General features: G+C 49.2%; 14 protein-coding genes. 9 read left to right on the top strand and 5 right to left on the bottom strand.

Features of this window, described 5'->3' with window-relative positions; translation table 11 throughout:
- Positions 1–25 precede the first annotated feature (25 nt).
- The 8 genes from ABEW73_RS14530 (at position 26) to ABEW73_RS14495 (ending at position 12,419) form a co-directional block, all read left to right on the top strand.
- Positions 26–1,636, top strand: a complete 1,611-nt coding sequence (locus ABEW73_RS14530) for a response regulator transcription factor (RefSeq protein ID WP_430167147.1) — start codon at positions 26–28, stop codon at positions 1,634–1,636.
- Positions 1,637–2,507: 871 nt separating this feature from the next.
- Complete coding sequence (locus ABEW73_RS14525; protein WP_430167145.1) at positions 2,508–2,804, top strand: hypothetical protein; 297 nt, start codon at positions 2,508–2,510, stop codon at positions 2,802–2,804.
- Between the two features lie 182 nt (positions 2,805–2,986).
- Complete coding sequence (locus tag ABEW73_RS14520; protein WP_430167143.1) at positions 2,987–3,955, top strand: ABC transporter permease; 969 nt, start codon at positions 2,987–2,989, stop codon at positions 3,953–3,955.
- Positions 3,956–3,971: 16 nt separating this feature from the next.
- Positions 3,972–4,889: a carbohydrate ABC transporter permease gene (locus ABEW73_RS14515; protein WP_430167141.1), complete on the top strand. Its 918-nt coding sequence runs from the start codon at positions 3,972–3,974 to the stop codon at positions 4,887–4,889.
- A 289-nt stretch (positions 4,890–5,178) separates the two neighbouring features.
- Positions 5,179–6,717, top strand: coding sequence for an extracellular solute-binding protein (locus ABEW73_RS14510; RefSeq protein ID WP_076320517.1), 1,539 nt, complete (start codon positions 5,179–5,181; stop codon positions 6,715–6,717).
- Between the two features lie 132 nt (positions 6,718–6,849).
- A complete protein-coding gene (locus tag ABEW73_RS14505; RefSeq protein ID WP_430167139.1) occupies positions 6,850–11,505 on the top strand; it encodes an S-layer homology domain-containing protein in 4,656 nt (1,551 codons plus the stop codon).
- A 263-nt stretch (positions 11,506–11,768) separates the two neighbouring features.
- On the top strand, positions 11,769–12,041 hold the full coding sequence (locus tag ABEW73_RS14500; protein WP_430167137.1) for a hypothetical protein: 273 nt from the start codon (positions 11,769–11,771) through the stop codon (positions 12,039–12,041).
- Between the two features lie 204 nt (positions 12,042–12,245).
- Positions 12,246–12,419 (top strand): hypothetical protein, encoded by a 174-nt coding sequence (locus ABEW73_RS14495; protein ID WP_430167136.1) that lies wholly within the window; start codon positions 12,246–12,248, stop codon positions 12,417–12,419.
- Positions 12,420–12,570: 151 nt separating this feature from the next.
- On the opposite strand, the gene ABEW73_RS14490 is transcribed toward ABEW73_RS14495, so the two are convergent.
- The 3 genes from ABEW73_RS14490 to ABEW73_RS14480 form a co-directional block, all read right to left on the bottom strand.
- Complete coding sequence (locus ABEW73_RS14490; RefSeq protein ID WP_430167134.1) at positions 12,571–12,777, bottom strand: hypothetical protein; 207 nt, start codon at positions 12,775–12,777, stop codon at positions 12,571–12,573.
- A 615-nt stretch (positions 12,778–13,392) separates the two neighbouring features.
- The gene (locus ABEW73_RS14485) at positions 13,393–13,932 is read right to left on the bottom strand and encodes a GNAT family N-acetyltransferase (protein WP_430167132.1); all 540 of its coding nucleotides are present in this window, start codon (positions 13,930–13,932) and stop codon (positions 13,393–13,395) included.
- Between the two features lie 150 nt (positions 13,933–14,082).
- Positions 14,083–14,847 carry an aminoglycoside adenylyltransferase domain-containing protein gene (locus tag ABEW73_RS14480; protein WP_430167130.1) on the bottom strand — a complete coding sequence of 255 codons (765 nt, stop codon included), beginning with the start codon at positions 14,845–14,847 and terminating at the stop codon, positions 14,083–14,085.
- A gap of 190 nt (positions 14,848–15,037) precedes the next feature.
- Here ABEW73_RS14480 and ABEW73_RS14475 point away from each other — a divergent pair, with 190 nt between their 5' ends.
- Positions 15,038–15,739: a 4'-phosphopantetheinyl transferase family protein gene (locus ABEW73_RS14475; protein WP_430167128.1), complete on the top strand. Its 702-nt coding sequence runs from the start codon at positions 15,038–15,040 to the stop codon at positions 15,737–15,739.
- Between the two features lie 81 nt (positions 15,740–15,820).
- Here the strand turns inward: ABEW73_RS14475 and ABEW73_RS14470 are convergent, their stop codons facing one another.
- A complete protein-coding gene (locus ABEW73_RS14470) occupies positions 15,821–17,395 on the bottom strand; it encodes an FAD-dependent oxidoreductase (RefSeq protein ID WP_430167126.1) in 1,575 nt (524 codons plus the stop codon).
- Positions 17,396–17,541: 146 nt separating this feature from the next.
- Positions 17,542–19,854 (bottom strand): helix-turn-helix domain-containing protein, encoded by a 2,313-nt coding sequence (locus ABEW73_RS14465; RefSeq protein ID WP_430167124.1) that lies wholly within the window; start codon positions 19,852–19,854, stop codon positions 17,542–17,544.
- Positions 19,855–19,983 lie beyond the last annotated feature (129 nt).

The raw sequence follows: 19,983 nt of genomic DNA, 5'->3' as shown, positions 1-19,983 counted from the left end.
AGATCGCTCGAAAGGGAGGACATGAATGAATCTCATGATTGTGGAAGACGAGCCCCGATTGCGTAATGCACTGGCTTACAATATCCCGTGGGACAAACATGGAATTGAAGTAGTCGGTATGGCTTCCAATGGCGTCGAGGCGCTTGAGCTTGTAAGTCGGAAGAAACCGGATATTATGCTGATCGATGTGCAGATGCCTGAAATGGATGGGCTGACACTCCTCGGCGAGCTGCGAAGCCGGCAGGACATCAGCCGATTGACAAAAATGATCATTCTGAGCGGACATGATAACTTCGAATTCGCGCAGCTTGCGCTGGAATACGGGGTGTCCAAATATTTATTGAAGCCTGCCGGCGAGGAGGATATTCTCGAAGCGGTGCTTGAAGCGAGGCAGCAGCTTCGGGAGGATCTGGAGCAGTGGCAGCGTAAGGCTGCGCTGGAACAGAAATGGAAAGACAATCTTCCGCACCTGCAAAATCTATTTTTTATCCAATGGGTGAGCGGCAAATATACAAAGCAGGATGTTCTTAACAAGAGCAAGGAATTATATATTCCGTTGAAGGAGGACGACCGCATTGCGGTAGCCGCGGTGGATCTGGATCCGCTGCTGGAGTATGAGACTCGGTTTCAACGGGGTGATGTTGAGCTGCTGCAGTTTACGATGCAGTGCCTGGCTAAGGAGCTGTTGTCCCATCCCTCTCTATGGATCACGTCGGATTCCGGCAGTATGCTGCTGATGGTGTTGTTTGTGAAGGAAAACCAAGATGCCAAGGAGGCGATGCTGCGGCTGAATGCCGATGTATCCAAGCTGCTCTCCCAGACGAAGGAAGTGCTGAAATTAACGGCAAGTGCCGGCATCTGCGCTTCCATCGGTGCGATTGAAGATATGAGCCTGCTGTATATGCAAGCCTGCCGGGCACTTCAGGACCGCATCGTGTACGGACACGATCTCGCGATTCCTTACCGGGAGCAGCACAAGCGGGATATCCAGGGTGTGATCGTGCAGCAGAATCTGGAGAAGACGCTGGAGATCGCGCTGGAAACGGCAGACGAGACGAAAGCCCTGGAGGCGCTGAAAGGGTTATGGGAAGAAGCCTTCTCCAGATCCGAGTCCTCGGATGAATTCCATGAGGCGGTTCTATACATGAACAGCTTCTTTACCCGGATGATCCAGAAGCAGGGCTGGACGGTAAAAAAAGTCGTCGGCGAGGATATCGATTTCTTCCAAAACGTCAAGCTGCTGAGCACCAAAATGCAAACCTGGTCGCTCTTGGAGCGCACGGTGAAACATATCGTCTCGTTTATGAGCGAGCAGCGGAAAACGACAAGCCATCAGGTGGTGAAAGATATTCTGAACCTGCTTGAGGAGGAGATGGATCAGGAAATTACGCTGCATACGGTGGCGGACCGGCTTTATGTCAATTCGTCCTATCTTAGCCGGCTGTTCAAGCAGGAAATGGGGGTTGTCTTCTCGACCTATGTGCTGGAACGCAAAATGGAGCGGGCCAAGTCACTGCTGCAGGAAGGACTTAAGGTGTACGATGCCGCCCGGCTGGTCGGATACCGCGATGTCAGTTATTTCACCAAGGTGTTTCGCAAGTATTGGGGGGTGAATCCGGGGGAATTTAAAGGATGAGGATGCGGGAGAGGCTGTACGGCACTACTGCACACATCTGAAAGCCGCTACGCGGTCGTATCATTCCTCCAATCGCTGTTGTCGCCGAAATTCCTGGAATTATGATTACAGCGGAAGAATTTCGGCTCCAAAGGCGACCACTATCGTTTTTCCGGAATTGATACGTCCTCTCCGCTGGTCCGCGTGGGTCCCATCGCAAGAATGCCTCCCCCCTTTGATGGTGGGGGAGAAGAGATGAGAAAGCCGCTGCGCGGTCGTATCATTCCTCCAATCGCTGTTGTCGCCGAAATTCCAGGAATGATGATGACATAGGAAGAAATTCGGCTCCAGTTTATGCTTTCGATGTGAGTTTTCCGATGGAAAACTTTCAGCCGACCGCTAACGCTTTTCCGGAATCGATACGCCCTCTCCGCTGGTCCGCGTGGGTCCCATCGCAAGAATGCCTCCCCCCTTTGATGGTGGGGGAGAAGAGATGAGATAGCCGCTGCGGTCGTATCGTTCCTTCAATCGCTGTTGCCGCCGAATTTCCATGAATGATGATAACAGAGGAAGAAATTCGGCTCCAGTTTATGCTTCCGATGTGAGTTTTCCGATGGAAAACTTTCAGCCGACCGCTAACGCTTTTCCGGAATCGATACGCCCTCTCCGCTGGTCCGCGTGGATTCACCCCCCAAAAAGACTCCCCCCTTGATGGTTGGGGAAGGGTGAAAACGCAGCGCAGCAGAGCGTGCGCAGTTACATAAACCAACCAAACGAGCCGTTCGGGGCATACATCCCGAACGGCTCGTTTGGTTTTACCTCCAGCCCCAAACATCGGCAGGGCGGAAGTAATCACCCGCACAGTGTGGTGGGGGGGGAAGGGGGGCCAAGCGTGGCTAGAGCAGCGAGGCCTCCCCATGGCGACGAAGCACGGCATTGCCGTGTCTCGAATGCCAACTTCATTCTTGAGCAAGCTTCAACGGAGCAGGCGGAATTGTTCTGGAGAAGCGTGAGCGGTCCCCTTTATCCCCGGATTTCCACATTGTTTCATTCATTCAGAAGAAATCCGGGGGTAACAGGGATCGGAAGAACAATCCGCATGCGGAGTGCTGAACAAGCCTCTTTTTTGGCAGTGTATGCTTTGAATCTCAGTTGTGAATTTCGGTTGGCAGCGATTAGCCGATCGTGACAAGTTAACACCTCATGAAACACCCGCCGTAACCTCATGACATAATTACTGACGTCCGTGCCCCAACACAACATCATATTACCATAAATAGTAATGATCCTCGCCTACTCAGTCGCTTCGGCGGGAATTACAATTTGTAGTAACCAAGGAGATTGAATCAATAGAAAGGGGGAGACGAGTCGATGAAACCCACGATAGAACCATCGCCGGCACCGTATAAAGAGATGAAGAAAAAACGAGGGTACTGGGGCCGTTTAGGGTCGGACATATGGAAAGAGTGGGATCTTTATTTGCTGCTCGTACCGGGCATCTTGTTCATTTTACTGTTCAAATACACGCCCATGTACGGCATTACGATCGCATTTAAGGATTTCAACATATTCACCGGATTTGCCGACAGCCCGTGGGTAGGATGGAAGCATTTCGAGAAGCTGTTTACGTCGCAGGACTTTGCCCAGGTATTCAAAAATACGGTCATCATCAGCTTCCTGAAAATCGTGATCTTGTTTCCACTCCCCATCATTATCGCTCTGATGCTTAATGAGCTGAGGAATATGATGTTCAAGCGAACGGTGCAAACCGTCATCTATTTACCGCATTTTCTGTCCTGGGTTATTGTTGGAGGATTGTTTATCGATATCCTCTCAACGAACGGAGGAATCGTTAATAAAGTTTTGGTATCCCTAGGGATGGAGCAGATTGCGTTTTTCCTGGATAACAGCGTGTTCCGCAGCGTGTTGATTACCTCGGCAGGCTGGAAGGAAACAGGCTGGAGCACGATCGTATATTTGGCAGCGTTTACAATGATCGACCCGATGCTGTATGAAGCAGCGAAGATCGACGGGGCCGGACGATGGAAGCAGCTGTGGCACATTACGCTCCCGGGGATCGCCCCGATTATTGTCCTGATGTTTATTCTGCGGCTCGGGAACGTGCTGGAAGCGGGAACGGAGCAGATTCTTGTCATGTACAATCCGGTGGTGTACCAGGTATCAGATGTCATCGGAACCTATGTATACCGGCAGGGTCTCGGGAACCAGGATTATAGCTTCTCGACCGCGGTTGGCTTGTTCGAAGCGGTTATATCCTTCACGTTGGTTATCATTGGCAATGCCATGAGCAGAAAATACTTACAGCGCGGGATCTGGTAAAGAAAGGGTGGCGCAAATGGATCACAAAAAAGCTTTGGAAGGAACAAACACCACCCGAGGTGTCATCCAAACGTCGTTTTCGGAAAAATGTTTCTCGGTATTCAATTATGTTTTCTTCATCGTAATGGGTTTAACGACCCTGCTGCCTTTCATGAACTTGATCGCCAAATCCTTGAGCAGTGAGGGAGCCGTCATATCGGGCCAGGTTGGACTGCTCCCGGTCGGGGTTCAATTCGAAACCTACAAGTATGTGCTTCAGGATTCCATGTTCTTGAATTCGCTTAAGGTGTCCATCTTTTTGACGGTGATCGGAACGGCATGCAGCCTGTTTCTGACTACGCTGACGGCTTATCCGTTATCCAAATACCGGCTGCGGGGACGAAAAGGGCTTCTGTTGATCTTCGTATTCACGATGCTCTTCAGCGGCGGACTGATCCCGACGTACCTGCTCATGCAGAATTTGAATTTGGTGAACTCCTTCCCGGTGTTGTTCCTGCCGGCGATGGTGAACGTGTACAACATGCTCATCATTAAAAACTATTTCGAGGGGCTTCCGGATGAGCTGGAGGAGTCCGCCAAGCTGGACGGCGCGGGGAATATCCGGATCTTGGTTTCGGTCATTGTGCCGCTTTCTCTTCCCGTCATGGCAACGATTGGATTGTTCTTTGCGGTCGCTTTCTGGAATGACTATTTTGCGGCGATGATCTATATTACCGATCCAGCAATCAAGCCGATGCAGCTGTACCTGAAGGAACTGCTGGTTTCGTCCAGCGGGGACTTCCTGAAGGATAATGTCGACGCCGCGATTAACGCGACGCCTCAGTCCATACAAGCTTCTTCGATCCTGCTGGCAACGATCCCGATTTTGCTGGTGTACCCATTCCTGCAAAAGTATTTTGTCAAAGGCGTGCTGGTAGGTTCGGTTAAAGGCTAGATTTCATCAGGTTTTCTGAAGAGATCAGAAAGTATAAACTTTGGAGGATCTGCAGCCTATATCGCAAGAAAAACTACCGCTAATCGCGGTCTGTCTTCTTGGAGAGTACGTCGATAGACGTTTTTCTTAACATTATAGAAGCTATAATTTCTGGGGTCCCCGCAAGTACCTGAATGGACTTCGGAGCAAGGCCCCACTTTGTGGGGTTATCTTATAAAGGTGGTGATGCGCTTCGTATTGCTCAGATGGCAGAATTCATTGAATTTCTCAATCACAAGGAGGGTTATCCATGATCAAGATTAAAAAATCCGCGGTGTTGGCCGGGATTCTCGGATTCACGCTGGCACTATCCGGATGCGGCGGCGGGGGAGGCGGCACGACGGATACGCCGGCGGCTCAGCCATCGGACACACCGGCAAGCACCCCGAAAGACGATGGGAACAAAGACACAACGTCTGAAAAACCGGGTCTGCGCATGATTATGCAATATGGATTGTTTGATCCGAAGACCGAATACGTGGCCAAGTACATCCAGGAAAGAACCGGATTCAATGTGGATTACGAACTGCTGCCGGCCGAAAACGCGGATGAGAAGCTGAACCTGCTCGTATCCAGCAAAGATAACTATGATTTGGTGAAATTGAATGCACCCCAGTTCTACAATCTGGCCTCTGCGGGAGCGCTCGAGCCAATCGATGAGCTACTTGAGTCTCATGGAAATTATATTAAACAATCCATAAAACAAGAGTCCTTTGGCAGTGCAACGATCGATGGGAAGATCTTCGGTATTCCAGAGACGGGGGCTGGCGTAAGCATCGGCGAGGCGCTCGTCGTCAGACAAGACTGGATGGATGAGCTGGGTTTGTCCATGCCTACGAATACCGATGAACTTTACAATGTACTTAAAACGATTAAGGAAAAGAAGAATGTCATTCCGCTCACCATGAGTAAAGAGTCCACTTCCCTTTATGGCGATATTGCCACAACATTTGGCGTTTTGACCGATTGGAAAGAAGTCGATGGCAAGCTGGTTCATCGAGCTGAACAGCCCGAGATGAAAGAATATGTTGCTTATATGAATAAGCTGTATAAAGAAGGCTTGCTCGATACGGAGATGCCAATTAATACCGCACAGAAATCGATTGAGAAGTTCTCAGGCGGTAAAGCAGCGATGTATAAGCTGGCCTGGTGGAATGCCGGGACGACGCTTGCTGCGCTAGAGAAGAACTTCCCGGAAGCCAAGACATCCGTCATTCCTTATCTGAAAGGCAAGGACGGCAAAGCCATGGTCGGGGTTAAAGCGAATACCACTTGGTATGTTGCTATTCTCAAATCCTCCAAGAATAAGGAAGCCGCTATGGATTTCCTCAACGCAAAAATGGAGCCTGAGACGTTTAAGGGCATCGCGCTGGGTAAAGAAGGCGTTCATCATGAAGTGAAGGACGGAAAGTACTATCCGATTCTGCCGATTTTCAATGATGAATTGAATAATGCAAGCAGTTTCCTGACAGGGGTAGACGAAGAGAAGTATCCGATTTACTGGCAAGCACGTGTACGTAAAGATCCTGTTCTTCAGGCGCATTTTGAAGAGTTCCAGAAAAATGCAGAAGGCATTATGGTTGTAGATCCGATGTCGACAGCACCGCCAATTGAAGCTGTATCCAAAAATCTGTTGAAATTGACGACCATGCTCGATGACAATGTGCTGCAATTCATTTCCGGAGCGAAGCCGATTGAATCTTACGATCAATTTCTGGCTCAATGGAGAGCCGATGGTGGAACCGATATGGTGAACGCAGCGAATGAATGGTTTCAGTCCACGAAGTAAATGATTCATTTGAAAAAGCAGTCTGCGCTGGCGGCTGCTTTTTTCAAAATTAAATAACAGAGGGGAGGTGTTGGTTGAATTTAAATGGCACCAAACGGTTCATTCTGAATAAAAGAAGGGTGGTATTCCTTGATGTATCGTTTATTTCGCAGGCGGATCGCACTGTTTCTCAGTCTGTCACTGATCGTTTCCCTCATCGTTCCGTTTGGTTCCTCCGCGTTCGCGGATAACGAAATTCCCCCGGCCCAAAGCGCGGGTCCCGAACCTGTTACCTTGGTCTCCCAAGGCGGAGACAGTCTGGAATTCACGGATATCAACGTGGCAGGCGACACGGTGGAAGGGAAAAATGATTATTTGGCGCTGTATACCAGCGGCGCAACAGTTACGGGTTCCGTATATACCAATGAGGTATGGGTGCCTACGCTTCATGTCGCGGTCTCTGTGGGTGCTGGTGGTAAAGTATTGGAGCTCGTTGGACCAGACACTGATCCTCCGACTACTTGGCCTCCGGGTATGCTGCTTCCGATTCCAGCCGGTGGTTACGTTGTAGTGGCTGGCGGCACCAATGCGTGGGATCAATCTGTTTTTCAGAAACCTCTCTTCAATCATAACAAAACGGGGGATTCGGTGAAGCTGATGCGTGCGGGCGAAGAAGTGACTGCGGGTGATTTCCTGCCGGATTCGCCGGGACCGGGTCCTGGGCCCGACCCACTGCCACCCGAGCTGCATCTGATTACGCAAACGGATACGACTGTGGATATTCCGGTCATTGAGATTGCGGGTTTTGTGGCGAACTATGCCGCGGATCAGGATTTAAGCGTAACCGTCAATGGCGATAAGACCGCGCTGACGGCGGACGGCGTGTTTCGGATCAATGTTTATTTGGAGCCGGGACCGAACGTGGTTACGGTAAAGCTGTACAAGGGAGATGGCGAGCTGGCAGTCGATACACTGAACATCGTGTACGAACCAATTGAGAACCAGGATTATATTGAAGTCGAAGCGGCGCCGAAGGATATTACGATCGACATTGAAGGCCCGCGCAAGAAGCTGGACTATGTTGACAAAGATGTTACGGGCGTGCCGAACATCGTGGCGATTTTTACAAGGGATTACGGCAGCTCCATCACGATTCCCCAGACCAATGTCGCCGTGCAGGTGGATGCCAATAACCGCGTATTACGGGTGATCAATCCCTCGATCAACGGCAAGCCGCCGGTATGGACCGGACCAACCGAGCTTGAAATCCCCGAAGGCGGTTATGTGCTGATGGCACAGGACAACAGCTACGCAGGTAATAACATCAAGCGCTATTTGGCCGAGAATTTTAAGGTCGGGGACATGATCAAGCTGCGCAAGAACGGGGAAGTGGTACAGGTACGCGACATCATGAGTGGCAATGGCCTCATTGCACGGCTTACGCTGGATAATCAGACGATGTATACCGTAACGGAAGGCAGCACCGCTATCACGGGGCGCATCGACAACATGGACGACATTACCGCGATCAAACTTCTTGTGAACGGTAACGAGATTCCTTTTAAAGAGGATGGTACCTTCTCCCATAACTACACGTTAACAAAAGGCACCAATTATATCGAGGTCAAAGTGTTGAAAAATGACATTGAGCAGGATGTGCGTCATCTTGCGGTGTTTGCAAGACCTGATTTTTCCCCGGATAAAGAAGTCATTCTCTGGGTGGACCAGGCTTCCAATGCCAGAAAGTTTAAAACGAGCGAGGATGTTTTGGCATTCTTGCAAAAAGCCAAGGAATCGGGCGTTACCTCGGTCGCGTTTGATGTGAAGGGCGTTGAAGGTTATGTCTCGTATAAGAAGAACGATTTGACGGGCAGACCTTATGTCAGCGAGATCAAGGCACCCGAAAAAGCGGGCGCAAGTCCAGATCTGGACTTATTGCAGGAGTTCATTGATCACGGTCATGCGCTGGGATTAGAAATTCATGCGGCGATCAATGTGTTTGCCGAAGGATCGATCGCCCATAACGAGTATGCGGTTCTGAACGATCATCTCGATTGGGAGGAACGTGTACATTTCGCGGAGAATAATGGCGAGATCAAGCGTCTGCGTGAAAGCAAAAAGCAGGGCTTGGTAGCCTTCGTCAACCCGTCCAATGACGAGGTTCGCAATTATCAGCTCAGAACATTTGAGGAAATCATTAAGAATTACGATGTAGATGGCGTTGTCCATGACCGGAGCCGATACGACAACGAGGGGGCTGATTTCAGCGACGAAACCCGCGTGAAGTTCGAGCAGTTTTTGCAGGCCCGGGGCAAGCAGCTTGTCAATTGGCCAAACGATATCTTCTACTATGAAAACAATGTTAGGGAATACGGCCCGTTGATTCAGGATTGGTGGGAATTCCGTTCGGGCACGATTCAGAGCTTCTTCGGCGAAGTGAAGGCGCTGGTGGATTCCTATGAAGTTTCAACAGGCAGAAAGATTGAGGTATCCTCTTATGTTGGATCCTGGTATGAAACGTATTATTTGAACGGCGTGAACTGGGGCAGCAAGAACTTCCGGTTCGATCCCGCACTCGGCATGCCGGACGAATCGGTATATACTCCGGAATATTATCAAACTGGGTATATCGAGTATTTGGATTTTCTGATGATCGGGGCTTATCAAACCACGAGCCAGGAAATCCAGAAATATATTACGCTCGGCAATATCGTAACGAACGGGGAAATTCCGCTGTATGCAGGCATTGCCATGAACAATGTGCAGGCCCCGGCCGTTCAGCGCGAAGTGTTCCAGGCGGGGCTAAAGTCCACGAATGGACTGATGCTGTTTGACGCATCCCAGGTCAACTGGCCGATCGCGGCGGCGGCTCTCCAAGATAAGGAGTGGGTGAAAGATTACCAGCTAGGCATGAGCTTGCCGGGAAGTCCGAATTCGTTCCTGGAAGGCAATTTCTATAATATCAACCGGATCGAGGGAAACGTTAATGTAATGACGGAAGCCTTCGGTTACTCTACGGGCACGAACCGCTTTGGAGTGGAAGTGGTGGTGGACAATACGGGCCACGTGACCCGCGTGGTCAACCGGAACCAAGCGATCAAATGGAGCTGGGGAGCGCCGGAAGAGAATAACAGCGTTATTCCGCAGGGAGGCTTCGTCATTTCCACCCTGGACCCGTCAGGCACGAGAACGCTACGTCAGCTCGTTGCCAATGCCTACAATACCGGGGATCAGGTTCGTTCAGCCGTATTAAGCGGGCTGATGGACGACGAGGGCAAGGAGACGCGCGACAGCCAGCTTGCGCTGAAAGGGCTGGTCGAAGTTCTCGGGCCCGGCAAAGCGGCCGTGAAGGTAAACGGTGCCGATGCGACCCTGTCGGCGAAAGGTGAATTTACAGCTGATGTGCCGCTGCAAACAGGCGTCAATTCGATCACCGTGGACGTATTCGTTGACGAATTCAAAACGAACAGCAAAACGTTCGAGGTTATTCGGACCTCTACGGGAGATGGCGGATCCAATCCGGGGACTCCGGGCGGCGGCTCCGGTTCTTCCGGTGGAGGATCGACAACGCCACCTCCTAAACCATCAGAGCCCGAGCGGTTGAGCATCAAGAAAGAGACAACACCAGGCGGTGGGACGGTCATCGTAGCGGATGCGAGCGAAAAGGGCATGCTCGGCGACGTGGAACGGCTCAGCAAACTGCCCGCTGCTTCACGCGTGCTTACGTATTCGGTGACCGACGCTTCGGATGCCGTCGTTCTTCACTTGCCGGTGCAGGGGCTGAGCGCTGCCGTGAAGGACCTGCCGGGGGGCTCCATCGTGCTGGAATCCTCCCTTGGCCGATTGGAAATTCCGCTGCATTCGCTTACGGAAGCTTTACAACAACGGGGTACGGCGGAAAGTCTGCAAATTCGCATCGGTTTAGCTTCGAAAGAAGAAGAGGATCGGGTGAACGCAGCGTTGGAGGCAGGAGCCTCCAAACTGGATGCAGCGCTTACCATTACATTAGCCTGGAAACAGGGTGACAAGTTATCGGAACTGCCAGCACTGAAGGGAGCTTATGCGAAGTTTACCAGGTCCCTGTCAAGTATCGTCAGTCCATCCCAAATGACGGTGCTGCGATTGGATTCAGCATCCGGCAAGCTGGTCTTCGTACCGGCGCTCATTCACACGTCGAACGGCAAATCCCAAGCGGAGTTTAAGTGGAGGGAGAGCGGGGTTTATTCCGTAGTTTCCCATGCGAAGACGTTTGAGGATTTAAGCAGCCATTGGGCCCGCGAGGACATTTCGCTGCTGGCCTCGAAACAATTGATCGAGGGATTAAGCGATACGCGTTTTGGTCCAAACGAGCCGATCACGAGAGCGCAGTTCACAGCGATGCTCGTTCGCGCGCTCGGTTTGAAGGATCAGGGAGAGCATTCGAGCTTCCAGGATGTGAAGGTAAACGATTGGTATGCAGCCGCTGTCGCTACGGCAGTGGAGCATGGGCTGATCGAAGGCTTCAGCAATGGTACGTTCCGTCCGAACGAGGAGATTACCCGTGAGCAGATGAGTGTTTTGCTGCTCCGTGCACTGAAGCTTGCCGATACGGATCTGGAGACAGGAAATTCGGACTCCATTTTAGAAGGGTTCAAGGATCGCGAACGCATTGCGTCCTGGTCCGAAGAGGCCGTATCGGCCATCGTCAAATCAGGGTTGATGGAGGGACGTTCTTCTGATCGGTTTGTTCCGGAAGCCCATTCTACCCGGGCCGAAGGTGCGGTCGTCTTAACCAGAATGCTGCAGATGGCAGAATTCATTAACCGTTAAACGTAGAAGACCCGTTCGTTAATAACGAACGGGTCTTTGCCATACATAAGGCTTTTGAAGTAATAGATAAATTATCGTACTGCTATTTTTCGGATATACCCCGGGAGAAAGGAGTATCATTAAAACAGTTTTAAGGCCTTTCTTGGAATATAGAGGATAATATCAAAAATGAGAGTAGTATATGTATACGCAAGTGTAAATTTTGGAGTTCCCAGTAGAAGAAAGCTTGAGTGAAATGAATTAGAAGTTCAGGAGGTAGTGAAATGAGTAGAGATTGGCATGAGGATATGGAATATTGCAATAGGTTAGATGACAAAGGACAGAGTTTTATTTCGCCGGAGGTTTTAAAATACTGGCTCCAGCAAGCAGCAGAAGAGAAAAAACGTGCAGACAAACTCGATAGAGCAGTAGAAGAGGCCATCGAAATTTGTGAGCAGATGGAGGACGCGGATGATCCATTAGAGCTCCTTGAACAAGTGCTGATTAAATTGCAATTAGTGGCATCCTTTCGTGAGAGGAATAAGCATAATACATAATTGTTAGCAATTGATTAAACATTGGCCCTATATCCTCGGTCAAGTAGGAGTATATGGTAATATATTACTATAGACAGTTATACCATAAAGGGAATTTTAAGGGATGGTGTGACGAGCGGTCAGGTTGCTGTCCCCGAATCTCCGTATGTATCGTCATTATTCGGTTACCTGTCCGTATTTATTGAAAGGATAAAGGAGGCTGAAATGGGACAAGAGAATGAAATACAAGAGCTTAAAGATCGGTTGAATGCAGTGGAGCAGGAGTTGCAGCAGAGATCAAGGGGGGTTAAAGCGCTTCGAACAGGCTTAATCATTATACTCGTTATTTTTCTGCTTATGACACTCATTGGGATAATCCAATTTGTGAGTAGTGGTTAAAGGCTGCCTATAGGGCGGTCTTTTTCTTTTTCTTGAAATTAATCAAGCTTGCGGATTGGGCAGCTCCCGAGCAGGATTTTTAGCCAAACAAAGACGAGGCCAGCTAAAGATTTTTATTCAATACACACATAATTTAGTTGTACCTATCGTCTTAATCTCTTAATAAAAGAACGATAACTCCAATCACAATAAAAATTATTCCGCCAACTATTCCGCTTTCACCATTAGAACGTATTTCTTGTGTATTAGTGTCACTCTTCGGCGTACGAGTAAGAAAATTGAGCAATTTGATATTTGGATTTTTATAGTCATATAAGCCGAAAACAATCATGATGACACCTAATATGATCATTACCATTTAATAATCATCTCCTTAAAAACCATTACCTAAAGACCGAAAGAGGGTTCCAATAAATAGGAGGTGGTCGAGATACAATGATAAGCTAAGACATAGCGACTCGTATGTACTTGAATAGCGCCTTAGTTAAAAGAACCAATCAAGTTTAATCCCGGTGACTAAAAACAATATAATCCAGCCCCACAGAATCAATAAACGGAAGGGGCGGGGGATAATCAAATACTCCGAATACAATTTTGAAATAAGCTTCAAAGGCTCACCTCTTTTTTGATTTAGCGATATTTACTTAAAGAAATAGACCCCCATATCCTTCGCCGGGGCGGGGCAATAGGTAATATATTCCTCTCGATAATTATAGCATAAAGGGGATTGAGGGGAATGGCGATGGCATGGGGACAAAGAGATCTATTTCCAAGGGTGAAAAGTTTGAAGAAAATTCAGAACAATTGGCGTGGCCATTGGATGTCGAAACAGCGACGCATTGATCATGAGGATCTGCATGCTGATAAGACGGCCAACGCTACGATATATCTTATCTATTGAAAAGCAGCGTTGGGTATATCAGAGATATCAGTCTTATACTCATCGGCTTCGTAGGGCATTCTTCCCGCTAGTTCAATAAAGATAGCCTAAAAAATCCAGATTTCCTTTACTCCAATCGGTCTTTCCTACTTCCTTAATCATTAATTCATTTATTGCCTCAAAACCTATTCCATTTGTTAACTGAGTTTCATCATCAATTTTCAACCATTTACACCTGTTCTTCACTGGTTTATATCCATTTCTCAAATACAAGGTCATGTTATCTGCAAATAAAAGTGTAAAGTCAATATTTCGTCCCACAGAAAACTTGTCAATTTCTAAAAGAAGCGTTGAACCTAGTCCTTGGGAACGTGCGCTTTGTGAAACACATAAATCAATTACTCCCAGTACTCTTATGGGTTTCCCATTCAGATTCATCACCCTGTAATCTAATCCAACATGTCCTATCAGCTGATTTTCTTGGTTGAAAGCTAGAAATCTAACATGCGGTAATTGCTTAAAATAAATTCTATCTCTAGGATAAACTTCTGGGAAACTATCAATTAATAATTCTTGTATTTTTGCTTCTAATTCATTACTTATATCATATTCTAATACTTTTTCTAACTTCAAATTATCCCTCCTATTGTTTTAACTCTTTTCTTCAACAGGAAGCTATATTTCTTCTTTGAACTATCCTGCCCGTTAGCTTAATAATTCATCTGCTAGACAGTAGCAAGCATTTTGTCACACCAAATGCTTGTATCCGTGGGTTCAGGTTGTTCAGGCTGAACTGGACCGTATCAACTCCAGCATATCGCCGGCAAATGCGGTGAGCTCACTCGAAGAGAAATCCGCAGGAGTCTGGTCTATTCCACTATATTGAAGCAAGGCACGCTCAATCATCGGATGATATTTGGAAGGAAGCGTGCGCAGGCCCCATTCACCGCCTTCTTTTTTGGAGGAAACCACCCCATCCTTCAGATAGTACAGCACCCGGCACAGGTTTAGCGTGTAGTACATGGGGGAGTCAGTGATGTCCTCTACCGCACCCTCCACGTCATGGAGGATGGCTTGTATGTAATGCTGCCGGTCAACGGGGGTAAAGACCTCTTGAATTGGTTTGCCGTACAGGGTAATGCCCCGATGATAGATCACGGTAAAATGGGCGGCCAGGTCGGCGTCTTGGAATCCGCCGCATAGGTAATCGTCATCGTTCAAGTACTTCTCGCGATGAAAGGTGGAGTAATGAAACTCGAATGGAGGCGGATAGACGAGCTCCTGCAGACTGGATTCCAGGACAAGGCTCAGCTCCACCCCCTGTTGATTAGGCATACCATCGTGGAACGCTATGATTTTTTTGGCCAGTCGTCTCATATGATCCGATGTCAGCTTGTCCGCTACGACAAGCAGCAGATCGATATCGCTTGTGTCCGGGTTGAAACAGCCCATAGCTAACGATCCATGTAAGTAAATGCCAACCAGATTGCCTCCAAGTTCCTCCTTAAACAAGTCGACCGCTTGATCTAGTACTTCTTGCGTGTCCAATCGAAATCCCCACCTTTACCCTGTATGATATTCATCCATTATGTTCGGGAATTCTTTCCTTTGTCAATCAATCGATTCATTTGTGTGTATACGCAAATTGGGGCAGGGAGTCTAATAAAGCAAGCAGGGGATTCGAACGTACATATCGAAGTGAACACGTGACTATGTTTTTTATTGAAAGGACGGAGTTATGAATACTTTTCATGATGACCAATCAAGCCATATCGAAGTATATGCAATCAAGAATTCGGACCATATTCGCGATGAGACGTTCCAAGCCTTGTTCCAGACGTTATCAGCGGAAAGACAGGACTATGTGTCCAAATTCAGAAGAGCGAGCGATTACCAGCGATCGGTGCTTGGTGATGCCATGGTCCATCGAATCCTTCGGGAAAAGCTGGGACTTGATCCGGTGAGTATAGAAATCATAAGGAACGCATATGGCAAGCCATTCTTAAAGGATCATGACAACCTGCATTTTAACGTCTCCCATTCCGGGCATTGGATCGTGTGCGCCGTTAGCCACGAGCCGGTTGGGATTGATGTGGAGAAAATGGAAGCCATCGATATGGATATCGCCCAACGCTTTTTCCATAAAACCGAGTTTAACGCGCTTTTACACTGTGATCCTTCTGTCCGGCTTTCCCGTTTCTTTGATCTATGGACGTTAAAGGAAAGCTATATCAAGGCTGTCGGCAAAGGCCTGCATTTGCCGTTGGATTCTTTTGCATTGGAACTGCTGGGAGAGGAGTGGGCACCTGTGCTTGGCGAGAACGGGGAGACTTACTATTTTAAACAGTATGCGGTGGAAGAAGGTTACAAGCTGTCGGTGTGCGGCATTAGCCGTCATTTCCCTAAGAACGTCCAATTCGTAACCGCTGAGGAGTTATGAACGGAACGAGGAACGAGGAAAAACCAGCCTAAGGACAATGCCCTTGAGCTGATTTTTTGGCACTTCTATTGTAGCTGGTGATCAGACAGGCCGCAGTGCCGGCCATGCTAGCTCGATGCCTTCGCTAACGAGCTTTTGCTGGAAACTGGCCAGTCTTTCTTCGTCGTTCCGTACGTCCGTCGGCAGAATGTCATGATCCAGACAATGGCTGATGCAATATCCGGCGGCCTCGCCGATGTTCCATTCTACGGGATGCAACCGGTAGCAGCCGTTCGTAATGTGGGTGACCCCGATGTTTTTGCTGGCAGCCAGCACATTCTTCATCCGTTTCGGAATTAAGCTGCCCAGCGGGATTTGGAACGGCAGGGATGAGATATCAATGTAGGGGCGCTCGCCCGTGCTCGGATGCAGATCGATCCGATAACAGCCGATGCCAACGGAGTCAGGGAACGTTTCCGCAACGCCGTCCGGCCGCGATTCGGTTGCCACATGCTGCTCCAGCACCGTAAACTCGGCCTGAATTCTTCTCGACTCACGGATGTAAGGATACATGGCCATCCCGTCTTCCGTCCCGACCACATCAGAACGCAGGCGCAGCCCGGGATAACCCTTCCCGCCATCCGGCCGGGGGACCTCAGTTTGAAGCCAGTACAGCAGGGACAAGCTAAGCTGTTTGGCTTGATAGATATGATGGTCGGCCTCTTCCTTCGACACATCGATAATGGAGCCCAGCCAGTAGTCGTTCTGCGGCCAATTCACAAGCGACACCGAGCTGTCGAACGTACCTTCGGCAAAATGCTTCGGGTCCAGGATTTGACGGTATTGATAAAGCGGGAACTTGCCGTATCCCGGGAATATCCCATACTCGATCGGCTCATTGGTCGACGGCTTGACGGCGGTCAGGCTTAACAGCTTATCCGGCCAGAAATCGGGTTTATACTCTCGCCAAAAATCATAAAGTGCGGGCTTCTCAATCGTATGGTCTTCACCCTCTAGATAGTCCACGGCAAAACAATACGTAAAGCCCTGCATGTCCTGCGGCAGCGGATCACCGTCGACGGCATGCGGCTCACCTGTCTGGGTTTTGGACTCGGCGCCGGTAACATATTCGATCCCCGCCAGCGGAAGCAAATCGCCGAGCTCGGTGGCATCCACGAAGAACGGAGCGTGAAGCGCAATTTGATCCTGCGTCTCAAGATGGCGAACGGTTACGCTGTTCACTCGATCCCCTGAAACATCGGCAGACTCCGCCGCATATTGGTACAGGATCGTGAGCCGTCCGTTGTGAATGTACGGGGCCAGCATTTGATGTAGGACGGCGAGGGCCGTGCGCGGCTCATGACACAGCCGGCTGACGATGCCGCTGCCGGGGTTCAATTGCACGTTGGATCTAGCCTTGGGAGTCATGGGGAAAAAATCACGGTAGTACTGGCGGACACCTTCCCGGAACTGCCGGTAGCTGCGCGTGCAGCCAAAGGATTCAATCCATGGATGCTCGTCAGGCGGAACCGCCTGGCTGGTTAGCTGTCCCCCGATCCAAGTGGTCTCCTCGGTCATGATGACCGTCTTTCCTGATTTAGCGGCGGCAAGCGCAGCGGCTGTTCCCCCTGTTCCGCCGCCGAGAATGACGATATCGGCCTGCATTTCTCGTATCATTGACAGATTCTCCTTTTGGGATAGTTTCATAAATGATCCACAAGATCAGCACAACAAGTGACTATTCTAATTGTAGATTCTCTCCCGCAGGAAAAGAACGGGACACAGGTGACCTTTTTTGGTAATCTGATGCCGTTTTACAAGGTTTATTGTCCGGTTTTGTATTTGCTGCGATATTGCCCGGGCGTCATTCCCTCCAGCTTGCGGAAGGACCGGATAAAGTTCTGCGAATTGTTGTAACTCAGCTTCTCCGCAATATCCTTAATGGGCATATCGGTTTCGACAAGCCATTTCTTGGACATTTTGAAGCGGTATTGGGACAGATATTCGCTGAAGGACATATTGGTTTCTTTTTTAAACACGCTGCTTAGATAAAAATTGTTGTAATGGAGTCGAGAAGCACATTCCTCGAGCGTAATATTACGGTCAAACTCATTGCGGATGATCTCTATCATCTGCTCGGAGAGATTTTGGTATTGAGAGTCCTGGCGATCCCGAAACACACGAACCATCGGCCGGATGATGCGGGATTTAAACCAGCTTTCGATATCGTGATTCGTGTAGAGCCGAAGAAGCTCCTCTACGAGAGAGCTGTCCCGGATGTCGAGCTGTTCGAGCATGATCCCATTCTCCTGCATTATGATCATCAGATCATTTAGCAGCCGGATGAGCGAGATTTGATAATCATGCGGGGTCCGATCTTTCCTAAACACTTCGTGCAGCCACTGCTTCAGGAGCTCTACGGCCCGATCTTCATCAGCCAGCTTGATGGCATCAATCAGTTCGTTCTCCACCTGCATCGGGTAGAAATAGACCCGGGTGTGCTTGCCTGAGTTCAGGCTGAAATAAGGGATAATGACACCGGTCCCCAGCTTGATGCGGTGTTTAAGGGCTTCGAGCCCTTCTTGGTAGGCGCGTGACGTTTTGGATAGGTTCTCGTATGATAAACTGATGCCAATGCTGACCTCCAGATCGAGAAAACTGCGCGTTGTCTTCTGGATCTCCTCCGATAACGTATAGATATAGTCATTGAATGCTTCCAACGTGATACCCCCTCGTCCGATGAGCGTAACCTGTGTGAGATCAATAATGACGGAGGGTAGACGATGGGAGGAGGGGATCATCTCCTCGATGATATTGTTGATGGCAAACAGCAGCAGATCACGATCCTTTCGTTCATAGCGGGTTTCGTCCAGCATATCGATCTGAAGGGTAAATACCGCCAGGTGCTCCCAAGCGGATATTTGTTCTTTGAAGCCGAACAGCTCGATCTGCTCCATCACTTCGGGGGGACTGCTCTTGCCCAGGAACAGCTTATGGAGGAAAAAGGTGCGTACCTGCTGGCTGGTCTGCCGAAGCTCGCTGCGGAGCTTGGTGTTCGAATTGAACATATCCCGAATATGTTCGTCGATGATTTGCAGCTCACTCTTTTTGTTGGCTTGGATTTCCGGCAGACGCTCCACGATATTTTCAAAAATGTGCCGGATAGGCGTATACATTTTCCGCGTGCCAAGCCACACAAGCAGAATGCTGAAACCGATCATCAGCAGGCAGATATACAGCGTAAACCAGCCGATGGAGCGAGACTCCTTCGTAATGGCAGACATTTCGGTAAAGGAGGCATACAGCCAGCCGTTAAAATCGGACCGCACGTACGTAACCGACACTTGCCTGTTGTCGATCTTCGTCTCGAACTGCCCCGATTTGCTGTCAAAATGGTCCAGCTCCGCCTCCGCATAACCGGTATCTGTCAGATATTGCCCGAGCTTTCCTTGCTCCGGATGCACAACGATCCGGTAATTGTGGTCCAGCACCATCACCTCCCGGGATTCGGATGGGCTGTCCATCATGGCAGCGAGACTGCAGCTGGGAATGGTGGCGAGCGCGACACCCCGGGCGCTGGAGGAGGAGAGCGGCATTTTCTTCACAAGCGCAATCGTGTAGGGGCAGGCATAACTGAGCGTATCGCTAGACCCGAGGGATTCCGTCTCGAGCATGACCCAATTGGAGTTCCCTTGAAGCTCCATGAGCGTCAGCAACGCATCCCTGGAAGCGTATTCATTAAATTCGTACATGCCCCGGTTATTGATCAACCAGTTGGTTGACGTGTTCGCAAGAATGACGTCCGTGACCTTCGTTTCGGGAGATTGCAGCAGACTCATCTCTTCTCTCAGCTTGTTATACAATTGGAAGTCATAGTAGGATAGGGGCCGATATAACGCACTTTGCAGAATATTGGAATTAATGACGTAATTCAGTGTATAGTCCACGGTCCGCAGCACCTGCTCGAGATTGCTGTTCGTTTGATTCATAATCTGGATATTGCTGCTGTTGACGTGGTTTTGCACGGAGGTGGATGATTTCATGAACGAGAAGAAGCCGAGGGCCACGAGAGGAATGATGCTGATGAAACAGCCGAACAGGATCATTTTAGAATAAAAGCTACTTTTTGGATGCAATAGGCACACCTTCCTGTTTAACAAAGTGTATAATCATTGTATGGGCAACCCGGGTTACATTCAATAATCATTTCATAAAGAATAATCACTGCATTTGATCATCATGACTTGTCATGAAAAAAGATGTAC

The sequence above is a fragment of the Paenibacillus lautus genome (genome assembly GCF_050482385.1).
Taxonomy (GTDB): Bacteria; Bacillota; Bacilli; order Paenibacillales; family Paenibacillaceae; genus Paenibacillus_AQ; species Paenibacillus_AQ lautus_B.
The sequence above is the reverse complement of the archived record's forward strand: the minus strand, read 5'-3'. Positions and strand labels throughout refer to the sequence as shown.

Coding starts and splice junctions, on each gene's coding strand:
- ABEW73_RS14520 (WP_430167143.1), top strand. CDS start 2,987: ATGAAACCCACGATAGAACCATCGCCGGCACCGTATAAAGAGATGAAG.
- ABEW73_RS14470 (WP_430167126.1), bottom strand. CDS start 17,395: ATGATACGAGAAATGCAGGCCGATATCGTCATTCTCGGCGGCGGAACA.
- ABEW73_RS14515 (WP_430167141.1), top strand. CDS start 3,972: ATGGATCACAAAAAAGCTTTGGAAGGAACAAACACCACCCGAGGTGTC.
- ABEW73_RS14505 (WP_430167139.1), top strand. CDS start 6,850: ATGTATCGTTTATTTCGCAGGCGGATCGCACTGTTTCTCAGTCTGTCA.
- ABEW73_RS14530 (WP_430167147.1), top strand. CDS start 26: ATGAATCTCATGATTGTGGAAGACGAGCCCCGATTGCGTAATGCACTG.
- ABEW73_RS14510 (WP_076320517.1), top strand. CDS start 5,179: ATGATCAAGATTAAAAAATCCGCGGTGTTGGCCGGGATTCTCGGATTC.
- ABEW73_RS14495 (WP_430167136.1), top strand. CDS start 12,246: ATGGGACAAGAGAATGAAATACAAGAGCTTAAAGATCGGTTGAATGCA.
- ABEW73_RS14490 (WP_430167134.1), bottom strand. CDS start 12,777: ATGGTAATGATCATATTAGGTGTCATCATGATTGTTTTCGGCTTATAT.
- ABEW73_RS14475 (WP_430167128.1), top strand. CDS start 15,038: ATGAATACTTTTCATGATGACCAATCAAGCCATATCGAAGTATATGCA.
- ABEW73_RS14500 (WP_430167137.1), top strand. CDS start 11,769: ATGAGTAGAGATTGGCATGAGGATATGGAATATTGCAATAGGTTAGAT.